Raw genomic sequence first — 12,607 nt, 5'->3', positions numbered from 1 at the left:
CTTAGCAAAATTACCCTAAAGGTGATAATATTGATTTTATTTTTTTATCCCGGAATACTGTGTGCTAAAACTATTCTCAAAATATTTGACAGTTGGCGTCTTCAATACCGCTATTCACTGGTTTGTCTTCGCTACTGGTGTCTATATGTTTTCTGTCAACCAGGCCGCCGCTAACTTTCTTGCTTTCGCTACAGCGGTGACCTTCTCCTTCTTCGCCAATGCAACATTTACATTCAAGGCAAAGCCCAGGGCAAAAGGGTACTTTCTGTTTGTCGGATTCATGGGGCTCATGAGTGTTCTTGTCGGCAAGCTGTCTGATTACTATCAGATCGCCCCAATCATTACTCTGGTTGAATTCTCGCTGATAAGCCTGGTATGCGGTTTCTTTTATTCAAAACACATCGTCTTTAGGGAAGAAAAATGAAGATTTCTCTGGTCGTCCCCGTCTTCAATGAAGAGGACGCGATACCGATTTTCTACAAAGCAGTCAGAGAGTTTGAAGAACTTAAGCCATATGAAGTAGAGATAGTCTTCATCAATGACGGAAGTAAGGATGCGACAGAGGCGATCATAAATTCGATTGCTATATCAGACCCTCTCGTCAAGCCGCTGTCGTTCACGCGCAATTTCGGCAAAGAGCCTGCATTATTCGCCGGGCTTGACCATGCCACAGGTGACGCGATTATCCCGATTGATGTAGACCTTCAGGACCCTATTGAAGTCATCCCGCACCTTATAGCGAAGTGGCAGGAAGGCGCTGATATGGTGCTGGCCAAGCGCACAGACCGATCAACAGATGGCAGACTTAAGCGCAAGACTGCTGAATGGTTCTACAAGCTGCATAACAAAATCAGTAATCCGCAGATTGAAGAGAACGTTGGCGACTTCCGCCTGATGTCTCGCGAGGTGGTGGAAAACATTAAGCTCATGCCTGAGCGTAACCTGTTTATGAAAGGCGTGCTGAGCTGGGTTGGCGGCCGAACTGATGTCGTTGAGTATGCCCGCGCTGAGCGCGTGGCCGGGAATACCAAATTCAACGGCTGGAAGCTATGGAACCTGGCACTGGAGGGCATTACTAGCTTCTCTACCTTCCCGCTTCGAATGTGGACCTATATTGGACTCGCTGTCGCAGGAATGGCTTTCCTGTATGGCGCATGGATGATTGTCGACACCATGGCATTCGGCAACCCGGTGCGCGGGTATCCATCCCTTCTTGTTTCCATCCTTTTTCTTGGTGGTGTTCAGCTTATTGGGATTGGAGTTCTTGGGGAGTATGTCGGAAGGATATACACAGAGGTCAAGCAGCGGCCAAGATATATAATCAAGAAGGGATAATTTGATGAGTTACCTGCAAACAAACAGAACCATTTATTTTCTGTTTATATTTCTGTTTTGTTTTTTAATCTTTGTGTTAAGGCGTCCTGAGATTATAACCAATGCTCAGTTTTGGGCTGAGGACGGTGCCATCTGGTATCACCAGGCAAACACTATAGGGCCACTGCATTCTCTAATACTACCGCAGCAGGGATACTACCAGACAATATCTAAGCTGGTTGCCGCATTGTCTCTTGCTGTTCCTGTCTACTATGCCCCTCTGCTATACAACATTGTCGGAATATCCATAAGATGTTTTATGGTTATGTTCCTGTTGTCTAACCGACTCAGCATGTATAGCCTTCCATCGCGGGTTTTGATCGCTCTATTTGTTGTGCTAATGCCTCATCTTGAAGAGGTTCATGCAAACATAACTAATACCCATTGGTACTTATCAATGTGGATGTTCATGGTGCTTATAGCAAACAAACCAGAAAGCAAACTGGATAAGGCGCATGACGCTTTCGTGCTAATAATCGCTGGACTTAGTGGACCATTTGTTGTCTTTATGGCTCCTGTCCTGGCTCTGAGAATGATTGCAAATTCATCAGGGAATAACATTTTTGTCAGGACGTTAAACGCCATTAAGTCTATAGACTGGTTTGTTTTGCTATTTATCGTTGTGTGTGTGATTCAGTTAATGACCATTGCTATGTCATTTAATGAATCGAGAAATCATACAGAGCTTGGCGCAACGTTTCAGTTATTTATAAACATACTGTCTACCAGGGTGTTCGCTGGTTTTGCTCTAAGCGACAGCGTTATAGAGATGCTATGGAGAATGGATCGAGTAAATGACTTCATCGTCATCATCTCGTGCTGCTTACTTGTTCTGGCTTTGTATAAGTCTAACTGGAGAGCGTGGGCGATTGTTATTTACCCATTCACAATGCTCTTCCTCGCGCTCGCAAAACCAATGATTAGCCAGACCATTCCTCAGTGGCATGGATTTGAATTCACCGCTGCCGGGCAAAGATATTTTGTTATTACCAGTGTCTTCTGGTTCGCTATCATTCTGCTGTCGTTCTCAAGGCTTGGCAAAAAAATGATGTATGTTGGTTACTTATGCACGGCATTGGTACTGATAAAAGTGGCAGTTTACGATTTCCGGATTGATCCGTTGCCAGATGCGGGTTGGCGTGAGCAAGTCGAAAAGTATAATTCATCAGCCATTGGCGAGCCTGTAAGGATGAGCATAAACCCTCCTGGATGGGTCATGGAAGTTATTAAGTGAAAGGAACCCCGCCCATAAATGGCCGGGGTTTTTATTTAGACTTGTATTAACTTAGCATCAAATGACACGGTAAGGTCTCCGCTTGTTCCTGACCTGACAAATAACAGATTAGACCCAGATACCGCTGCAGAAACAGCTACAGGGGAGCTTGCTGGCGTTGCAGGGGATGATATCTGCCTGCCTGAGACAAGACTAATCATAGTCAAAGGCGTCGTTACTGACGTTGCACCATTTGGGATGGTCACAACACCATTCTGTTTATCAGGGTGGGTTGGAGAGTCATAATGATAAAACTTGCAGCTTGAATCCCCAAGGAATACCTGTCCGTAAAAATGGCAGAATCTTGTTGTCATTGAGCAGCCGCCAGTTTGGTTGTTAAAAAGAGAAACACCAGTTGCTTTTACGCTAAGGAAGCTACAGCTGATAGCCTCAACACCAATTACAGAATCAGCCGAAATGTCACCATTCTGTCCTGATGCAATGTCATTGTTCTGGAAAATACAATCAATAATTTTTACTCTTGATGGAGAACCATCCACCGTTTTCTTAATCTCCAATCCCCAGTTACGACTATCTGAGAATTTTGTACCAATAGCCATAAACTCAGGTGAATTACCCTGTAACACTACACATGATTTGTTTGTTGATGCGTTTGATGAATAATACCCATTTGTTATTTGTAGGTATGATGTATTGGTTCCACGCAGTGCAACGCCTGTTGATAGATCAACCATTACATCGGTCAACCATGTCCAGCGACATGCAACAATTTCAATGCCAGCAAGGCCAAGTGAGTTGTCACCACATGAATAGAAAAGATCACCCATAAGCTTCACACCTTCTATAGATGTTGTTATGCTTGATGAGTTCTCAGTCATAAACACTCCGCACTTGCAAGCTGAAAATGTATTCATCAGGAATCTTGTATTAATTTGTCCTCCGCCTAATACCACACCATATTTTGAAGCAGCAAAACGGTTGTGCCGGAAATCCAATTCTGCAGCGCTAAATCCACCGGGGCTATTAATGCAGTATTGCAGGAATGCAAATGAACAATTAACTACTTGGCAAAGTGGTGCAGCGATATATATGCCAGTAGACAAGGATGGATTTGAATTAGACTGTATAGTGAAATCACTTAACTTACAAAATTCATGGGTTACACGGATGCAAATATCTCCATCGTTTACCGGGGCCAGCGTAGTTGAAAGCTTACCTTCACCGAACAGTTCAATGGCAGAATCAAGTATTACGTCCTTAACATAATACTTTTCCGTACTTGCCGGGATAAGAACACGCTTAGACGAACCAATTGAATTTTTAGCCGCTTGAATTGCTAAATTGAAAGCCGATGAGCAATTAGTGCCAGGAACTGCTCCAAAATCTGCAACAGAAATAAACTCTGCATTCTTTTGATGCTGAGTTCTCGCTACAGCACCTGTATACGGCTGCTTGACAGCGATTAAAGCATCACCCTTACCATCCTCTGCGCTTGCCAGCTCCAAAAGAACTTCAGACGCGGAGCCGGAAGGAGGAAGGACAACAATAGGGTTCCCCGCGCTGTCAAAGGCAGGCATTTTGTTTGCTCTGGCGGATGCGCCAGGCAGCGAAGGTATTTGCTCTGGAACACGAAGTGTTTTCCCAAGGCTGACGTCCACATAATTCTTTGTGGCTGCGTCCTGCGGGTCACGAGGGTCATGCAGATTTCTGATGTAGTTCCCAAGCGCATCGTACCAGTTAGCGATTGTCGATGGTTTTCGCAACGCCAACCCAAACTTGGTACCAACCTGCTGGATCAGCATCGTCAGCTTATCGAACGCATCTTCATGCACCTCAGCAAAGAATTTGCCCTGGTTGCGCAGATCAGTTTCCTGAGTGGGCTCAAGCCCGCGGGCAATTGAGATCTGCCACCCGGTCGCCAACGGCGAGGTTAGAACAACATTACCGCCGTTATAACCTCCGGCATTCGTCACCGTATAGTCAGTGTCAAGCACAAGCACCGTGATGTTTTCGCTCAGGTCCACAACCGATACGGCGAGATCTGTTTTTTTGAAAATGCGGAAGGTATACGGGAAGGATGTCGTAACGCCGTTCCCGGTGTAATCGTTATGGTCAACTACGGTTGATACCGTCATGGCCTGTCTCCAGTAAAGCAGCGCCCGGCGCGCGTGCATCATCTGGACAGTTTATTACCTGTAAAACCTTATATGAATTGATTGAATGATAAACAGGTAACTTATTACCGATTAGGTAATTCGCATTTCTCCACTGGATAGTGTTTCAAAGTTTTGCTACTGTACATTCATACAGTAATTGCATGGAGAACATGAGATGCAACGTCAGTATCATCACCCGCTGGAAAAAGGATTTGCCGAACGCATACACACGCCGGGAGGCGTCCGCTCCCTTGTTGAAGAATCGCACCTGATGACGTTGCTGCGCCAGCTGGGTGACGATGGCTTTAATGTTGATGGCCCGATGGCTGAGCTGACTGCCCTGGTGAACTATGTCACCAGCTCGCAGATGTCCATGAAGGACCTGCAGACGCATCTCGATTACTGTGTGGAAAAACTGAAGCAGGAAACGACATAAAAGGCCGCATAGCGGCCTCGTGACATGTCACAACAATGGAAGATTAAATACAATTGCAGCAAGAATGACGAAGGTCGCGAAGTAAACGACCTTCGCAGACGTCTCACCAAGCCAACCTTTTCTGATAGCGAATATTACTGCCCAAACATACGCCGTGCCGCATACCACAACGACCGCAAACCAGAACAGTATCAACCCAATATTTTTTAAAATCTCCGTCATTGCCCTACCGCCTTTCCAAGATCTGGAGCACGGCGCGGCGCTGTTTGACCAGGCTCCCACCAACTCGTTGTGTTGAATTCCCGCTGAGCGCGGTCCCTCACCCTGTCGTTGTATCCCGGGTTCGCCATCTCCTGAAGCTGCTGCAGGATCAGGTGATTGGTGATGGCCTTAGCATACCAGAGGTTGGCGAATGGGGTGATCATGCGGGCTGTCTTCAGTGCGTCGGCACCGAATGAGGTTTCTTCCCCTTGCAGCGCCTTCTGCGGGTTGGTGATTAGCAGTTTTGTTAACTGTTCTGCAAAGCTCAGCACCGGCCCACCGATGGTGGCCGCGATACTTGAGCCATATTGGGTATGGTCCTGGAACAGGAAATCGCCGTAGATACCGAAAGAGCCACCCTTCAGTAAGGCCTGTACCCATGTCGTTGGCTTTGTCATATCCAGCGGGTCATTCCCTGTCAGCAGGCTGTTCATCTGGTTAGCGAACATTCCGGCAAGTGTCGTGCCAGCGATGTAAGACGCCAGAAACTTAAGAGCAGGCACCGTATCAAGATCATTGGCCCTGTTTACGAGCTGGCGGAAACCTGCAAACGGCGTTGTTTTGAAGAGCATGAAGCTCTTGATCAGCTGCCCGGCATCATCGCGGGCGTAGGTGTCCAGGCCGGTAGCGGTCGTTACGGCGCTGGTCATCTCGCCATGCGTTATACCAAGCAGTTTCTGAGCGGCTTCGGCTCTGGCGTTACGTACCATGCGCGTGATGGTCTGCTCTGCTTCTGCGTCGAACGCCTCTTTCATTTTCTTCAGGCGCTCTGGTGGCATATCGCCAAGCGCGGCCAGCGCTGCATCACTACCTGCACGCACCTGCGCGATACGGTCCGCCATGATGCCGGTGATCACTTCATCAGGCACGGCATAAATCGCATCAGGCGTCATTCCCATATGCCCGGCGGTGGTCATTGGCTGAAGGTCTGCGGCCGCCATGATAGCCCAATCCTCATTGCTCCAGCCTTTGCTCGCCAGGATGGTTTTATCCGATCCCTTAACGTCGTCCAGAGTCTTAAACTTGCGGGTCAGTTCGCCAATGTTTTTGTACATCAGCAGGCCGAACGCCGCTTTGTTGGCGCGGTCCATAGCGATCAGCCCGGACCACTTCAGGGTCTTCTCTGCAAACCAGCCGGTTATGCCGCGAGACAGGTCGAATCCACCCATCTTCGATACGACAGCAGCGTGCGAATCCACCAGCAGGCCGAGCTCGGCATTGGCCTTTTTGGCATCACCGCTGAACAGGTTGCGAATGGTGTTTGCAGACAGGCGCATGCCGTCTCGGGTAAAGCCAAGAGCCTGGGCATTGGCGCGCATGATCGCCTGATCGCTGGTTGCCGTCAGTACGCTGGTGCCGAGCATGGCGCTGGTCATCAGGTTGCGCAGGCCGCCAACCGCCGACGTGAACACGCTCGATGTGGCCGCACCGTTAAGTCCAGCCATTGAGTTAAACATGCGCTCAACCATCTTGCGCTCATCGTTCATCTTGCCGACTTCCTTCCCGCCGGTTACTGCACGCTGATATACGCGGTCAAGCACCAGGGAAAAGTTACGGGCAGCGTCCGGGCCGAACGCTTTAACGACACCCAGATCACGGGAAGATGACTGCAGGTGAGACATCATTACGCCCGCCACCGGTTGCTGGGTATAGCGCTCCATGTAGGCAAAGTGCGACTGAGCATCCTTGAAAGCCATTACCCTGCTCTGCGATCCACGGTTCTTTATCCCGCCGGTGCCCATGAATGCGCCAGGGTCTATTTTGTTGGCCCCGTCGGTGGCCTTCGTTTCAAAGATCGCCTCCAGCGCCTGGCGGTACTCGATGTCATTCATCGGGCTGCCGTCCGGATTAACGTAGTTGCTGCGGTCCTGGGTGTTGTAAACATCATCAACCCATGCCTGACGGGCGAATTCAATAGGAGGCTGGCGGCCAGAAAGACGCGCTTTAGCCTGCTCTGCCACCGGCAACGACGCCAGCCATTCATCACGCCCGGCGTTGCGAATAAAATCGGCATCATCCACATACGGCAGGTGCCAGTCGTCGCGCAGGCCGATATCGAACCCGTTGTCGTTCATCTCCTGTCTGGCCCGGCTGGTAACGTCATTCCAGACCTGTGCGATTTTCTTCGCCTGTGGGTTCCCGGTGTCCTCGCCGTAAAGCTCCTTCAGGATCTGGAACTGCGCTGACTTAGCCGCCTGCTGGTCGAACAGGCTGCGGAAGCGCTGCTCGCCGAGTGCCTTGCTCTGCTCAAAGAATTTGCGGACGTCATCACCGGCCTTGAGCAATTCAGCGCTGAGCTGGCGGGACCAGTCCTGATATGCGCCTGTCGCCAACTCTTCGGCAGAGGTGACGGCAATATCTTTACCGTCAGTGGTGCGCCGACCGGCAAAGATAAACTGCTGCAAATTTGCGGGTGTTTGCTGTTCTGGCGGGATATTGGCATCGAGGGTATCTGTAACCCTGCTGATGGCGATCGCGTTCTGAGCGACGCGCTGGCGCTTCTTATAGACGTCATGCACAACGCGCTGCCGAACAAGGTCGGCAGCCTCCATATACGTCTGTGCATCCGGGATGCCAGTCTTGCCTTCCCTGGCATTTTTTTTATGCACCTGGCGCACGGCTTCTTTGATACGGTCCTCAATACCTTTCAGCTCGTCAGCCTTTGGCTGTCGACCAAGTGTCTGCGCAATGGCTTCAACACATGCCTGTTTCATTATGGGTTCCTCAGGAAGCACGCGGCGGCGACGGAATAAACTTTCGATTCGTTTTGCACGGTCTGGATTTGTTCATCAAAATCAGCCAGGACATCAGTGAGCTTCGCAGGTTGCCCGGTGTCTGGGTGCGTAATTGTCAGATCCGGATTGGTGGTCGCCATATCGCGCGCCGCCATCAGGTCGTAACTGTTGGATGAAATCGCCTGGCCGGTGTCTGGGTCGACACTTACCTGCCCGCCAGTTTGGTCTGCTGCAGTGAATGCACTTTCGGCGCGAGGCGCCGGAGCTTCGCCAGCCAGATCTGACGGCGTTTCATACCTGACACCATTCTCTTCGAAAACCTGCTGCATTGCATGGTACTGCTCGTTTGCGGATTCCAGCATGCCGGGCCGCGCCGGACCATCCAGACCGCGCGCCATCATCCCGACGTTAACGGGCTGCCCGTCATTGAGTTGCCGGTACGCTTCATCCATGGCAGCCACATGGCTGTTTATGCTCTCGTTGCTGGCGTGCAGCACTGGGGCAGATTCCAGATCGTAATACAGCCCTTCATTTAGTGCGTGGGCTGCGTCGATGTCGCTTGGCTTAATAGACGTCTCACGAACAAGCCCGCGCATGCTTTCCGGAATGATGCCCTGCTGAATGCGGGACAGGTCAGCACGGGCCTCATAAAACTGACCGCCCTGCTGATGTGGTGCAAGAGTGTCGCGCGCATTCTGCAAACGCTCTCTGGCCGTAGCAAGTTGACTGGCTATGTCATCAAGTTTCGTCCTGTTTTCTGCATAATATCGGCGGTTAGCGCCAGCGCTTCCGGTTGGTGCGGCATCGCGAATGGCTTTATCCTGAGCCTCAAGTTTTGCCACGGTACGCTCGCCGTTAGCAATTTCCGACTGCCACACCTTCCGATCGCCACGGGACAAAAGCTGATCTGCACTCTGCTGCAATTCAGCCATTCGAGATTCGTAGGTAACCTGAGGAACATCTGGCACAGCAGGCCCCTCACCCAAAGGTTGAGGTTGTGACGCAGCTTCAGCCTGAGGCTGTGGAGAATTATCCGGAATACTCTGTACCTCTGCCGCCGGGATCGGTGCTTCAACATCTGGCGGTGGCGGTACGTCAGCATTGCGCGCAGCCAGGTGATGCGCACCACCAAATGCACCGCCCAGCACCGCATCCACCAGCATCGCCTGACCGTCAAATACACGGTACTGCTTCGCCATCTCGGTGTAGCCTTTCTCCTCCAGAGTTTCGCCGACTGAGTAACGGTTAAGGCCTCCGAACCCGGTGTTGATTGCGACGCCAGAGGCAATTCGCGTTGCCAGTGTTGTACCGACGGCAGCAGGCAGGGCCATCCCAGCCGCGTTGAAGAGGCTCTGCTGCGTTGCCAGGTTGCGCGCCGTCGACTCGTCTACACCCTTCCCTTTGAAATCCTGATAGGACTGTTCATACGTTGAGCTGAATGCCGTAGCAGCACCGACCGCAGGGCCGCCGACAATGGTCGCACCAATGGCTGGCACGAACTGACCGAGGCCATAAAGAACCTCGGCAGCGGTGCCCTGGCTACCAGCATCCGGCTTCACATACCCGCGAGCATCCTGCAACTGTTTGCCAATCGTGTCGTATGTTTCATTCAGCGCTTTGTCGGCATCTGGAAACATAACGCGGAAGATATTGACCGTCGGCGCAATGTCTGCGGTGAATGCCGGATCGCTGATCAGGCGCTTGCTGAATCCAACTGCAGACTGAGCCAGGCCGAGAGTACCTTCCGCCACGCCGCGCACCGGCGCGGAAATTGAGCCCTGGAAGAATGTAGGCTCGTAGTCTTCAGGCCGCGCAGGGTTGGATGCTGTTTTATCGTCTGTCCACGCCTGGCCTTCCGGCGCCAGAGAAAATACATCTGACATTATTCAACCCTCACGACGATAGCTTCATTGGTTTTCGGATCCGTCGCCCAGCGCCCGCTGCCGCTGACCAGCCGATACTGGTTGTTGCCAATGTTGACTGGTGTGAAGTTTGATGCAGCGTTGACGTTCAGCCCGGCATCTTTCAGCGCCTGCTGCGCAGATGCGGTGTAGCGGTCCTTGAAAGTGGATTTGTCCATGCCGAACGGCATAACCACATCGCCACCATTAAAGCCCTTATATACCCCTCCTGTGGCGTACTGCGCTGCCTTTTCCACTACGTCGGAGTTGGCTGCATCAGTACGCGTCATTGAGGCATCGCCGGACTGATAAGCGATCCCGGCGTAAGCGGCTTTGAACAGGTTGTAGCTGAGCTGGCGAGCCTGCGGGTTATTGGCAAACGAATTCCCAACCTGATCGTCGAAAGCACGCTTAAGCTTATCTTCGCTCGGCAACTGCACCGGAGTTATACCAGCATCTTTCATTGCCTTCGTCGGATTGAGCAACTGGTCACCTGCCAGGATCACCTTCGATACGTCGTACTTGTTCATGGTCGGCTTGTAGCCGATGAACTGACTGTAGGCGATGGACGGCCTGGTGTTGTCGTACTGGTTATCCGGTGTGCCCAGCAGCAGGGCAGAATAGGCTGTCGCTGTGTTGTTCGGTGCAATGGCAGATGCAACCTGGCGCATAGCCGGAGCCGAGAGCGTTTCACCCATGCTCTGCAGAAGGCTGATTGTCTGGTTGACGTCTTTGGTGCCGCGCACCTGCTCGGACAGGGCCGCAGCCTCCTCACTGGACAGGATAGGCGCATTGATACCCAGCGCGCGCAGGCTGTCCTGTGAAGAGAAACGGTTAGCCACCTCGGCTGTAATATCGTTAGGGTTGTTGCTGGCGATCGGCTTATAGGCGCCAATCTCCACCGCAGCATTGAACGGATTATTCTGCCGCTGACTGATCACCTTCGTGGCCGCCGCCGATACCTGGTCGAACAATTCAGCGCGGGATGCATAGCCTTCGCCTGTTTCTTCGGTGCCGGGGCGCAGCTGGTCAACGTAGGCCGTTATGCTGCTCGTCGGCATATTGCGGAACGAGCCAATGTACTGCCCGGCAATCTGCGTGTTCTTAAATTCGGTATATCGCAGATTACCCTCGCGCACGCCGTAGGCAGCCATGAAGTCTGTTTGTGTTGGAGCATTGGGGAAATCGACGCCGCGCATGTAAGCCGCCGTTGCGTCGCGCACCTGGCTGTCGATGCTGGTGCGATACTCGGCCTGCTGCTGCTTGCGGATTTGTTCTGCCTGGCGGAGGAAGGCTGCCTGTGCCTCAGGGGATGCAGCATCGAATGCAGCGTTGCCGGTGTATCGCTTGGTGCTGGTCGGCAACTGAGAGAGACCGATGGCCGCGCTGACGCCCGTGGTAAGCTGCTGGTCGGTGTAAGGCTGACTGCCGTTCTCGTGATGGATAATAGCGGCACACAGCGCTTTAAGCGTATCAGGGTTTGAAGCATCAAGTTGCTGATCTGCCGTCACGCCGAGCTGCGCGCATACCGCTTTAATATACGCATCGGTGTTGTTATTGTCTGAAGGAGGCGCCCAACGGTTGATGATGTCACTGACGGTATCGATGCCCTGGCGCTGGTAAGACAGCAGGTTGCGGCCAAGCGCGCGGATGCCATGCTCCGGCGTCTCGAATTTGGCAAAGCGGCCGTCATCGCCTGTCTGCCCAATCCACGGGTTAGTTTTGCTGTACTCGAGGTTTCCGGGGTTGTTATTGCGGATGCCACGCGCGCTATCGCCACTCCCTCCTTCCGATACCGCACGGCGGGAACCTGTTGCCGTATCGCTCAGCTCACCATTGCTGTGAATGAAGTCGATAGCATTATTGGCTGACCATTGAGACAGCGAAGCATCGGCGACCTTCTCCTTGAACTCAATCTTTTTCGCCTGAATCTGTTCCGGGCTCCAGCCATGCGCAGCGCCGTAGTCGTCGATTTGCTGGAAAGTCTGCTGGTTGTACAGCACATAGTTAGCATTATCGCCGTATGCGGCTGCAGCCAGTTTCCCGTTGTTCGCCAGCGTCGCCTGAAACTGCCCTTCTTCGTAGGCATTCAGCTGGCTAATCTCGTGGCGACCGGCCTGCGTCGTGAACTGGGTTCGCATTTGCTGCGCCTGCTGCATGAAGCCTGCACGCGCGCCATCAGGCAGCGTCATGGCAATCTGCTCTGCCTGAGCATCAAACTGCTGGGTGTACTCCTGCCCCTTGCCGAGTGCATTTTTACCCTGCAAGTTGAGCAGTCCGGTATCAGGGTTCGTCAACAGATCGCTGGAAATCTGGCTGAGTTGCAGGGATGCGTCCTGCGCCTGCGCAACATCCGCGCGCTGCTTGGCCTGAGCGAAGGTGCCAGCGTATTGCTCTGCGGCCTGACCAAGCACATCAGCAGTTTGAGGCGTATCGAACGCCTGAAGACCAGGTGACTGAAATCCCCTGCTTTCTACCTGACGACCGTTTACAGTTGGTACTGTTGGCAT

At 52.1% G+C, this 12,607-nt stretch carries 8 protein-coding genes; 4 read left to right on the top strand and 4 right to left on the bottom strand.

Annotated features, from left to right (window positions below):
• The first annotated feature begins 61 nt into the window (after positions 1-61).
• From IM299_RS12220 to IM299_RS12210, 3 genes are read left to right on the top strand one after another with little or no spacing between them, the layout of a single operon-like run.
• Positions 62-424: a GtrA family protein gene (locus IM299_RS12220; RefSeq protein WP_193357555.1), complete on the top strand. Its 363-nt coding sequence runs from the start codon at positions 62-64 to the stop codon at positions 422-424.
• Positions 421-1,335: a glycosyltransferase family 2 protein gene (locus tag IM299_RS12215; RefSeq protein ID WP_193357554.1), complete on the top strand. Its 915-nt coding sequence runs from the start codon at positions 421-423 to the stop codon at positions 1,333-1,335. The genes IM299_RS12220 and IM299_RS12215 overlap by 4 nt, the downstream gene beginning before the upstream one ends.
• Before the next feature lie 4 nt (positions 1,336-1,339).
• Entirely contained in the window at positions 1,340-2,608 is a 1,269-nt protein-coding gene (locus IM299_RS12210) for a hypothetical protein (protein WP_193357553.1), read from the top strand.
• A gap of 35 nt (positions 2,609-2,643) precedes the next feature.
• Here IM299_RS12210 and IM299_RS22940 read toward each other — a convergent pair whose 3' ends face one another.
• Positions 2,644-4,743: a hypothetical protein gene (locus IM299_RS22940; protein ID WP_227013088.1), complete on the bottom strand. Its 2,100-nt coding sequence runs from the start codon at positions 4,741-4,743 to the stop codon at positions 2,644-2,646.
• 196 nt (positions 4,744-4,939) lie between these two features.
• On the opposite strand from IM299_RS22940, the gene IM299_RS12200 reads away from it, so the two are divergent.
• On the top strand, positions 4,940-5,200 hold the full coding sequence (locus tag IM299_RS12200; protein WP_193357552.1) for a hypothetical protein: 261 nt from the start codon (positions 4,940-4,942) through the stop codon (positions 5,198-5,200).
• Between the two features lie 218 nt (positions 5,201-5,418).
• Here the strand turns inward: IM299_RS12200 and IM299_RS12195 are convergent, their stop codons facing one another.
• The 3 genes from IM299_RS12195 to IM299_RS12185 are packed head-to-tail and all read right to left on the bottom strand — an operon-like array spanning position 5,419 to position 12,607.
• Positions 5,419-8,175 carry a hypothetical protein gene (locus IM299_RS12195; protein ID WP_193357551.1) on the bottom strand — a complete coding sequence of 919 codons (2,757 nt, stop codon included), beginning with the start codon at positions 8,173-8,175 and terminating at the stop codon, positions 5,419-5,421.
• A complete protein-coding gene (locus IM299_RS12190) occupies positions 8,175-10,079 on the bottom strand; it encodes a hypothetical protein (protein WP_193357550.1) in 1,905 nt (634 codons plus the stop codon). Before IM299_RS12190 ends, IM299_RS12195 begins: the two co-directional genes overlap by 1 nt.
• Positions 10,079-12,607: a hypothetical protein gene (locus IM299_RS12185; RefSeq protein WP_193357549.1), complete on the bottom strand. Its 2,529-nt coding sequence runs from the start codon at positions 12,605-12,607 to the stop codon at positions 10,079-10,081. Before IM299_RS12185 ends, IM299_RS12190 begins: the two co-directional genes overlap by 1 nt.

The sequence above is a fragment of the Enterobacter cloacae complex sp. P47BA genome (assembly GCF_014930485.1).
GTDB lineage: Bacteria > Pseudomonadota > Gammaproteobacteria > Enterobacterales > Enterobacteriaceae > Enterobacter > Enterobacter bugandensis.
This window is presented reverse-complemented; position numbering and strand designations above follow the sequence as displayed.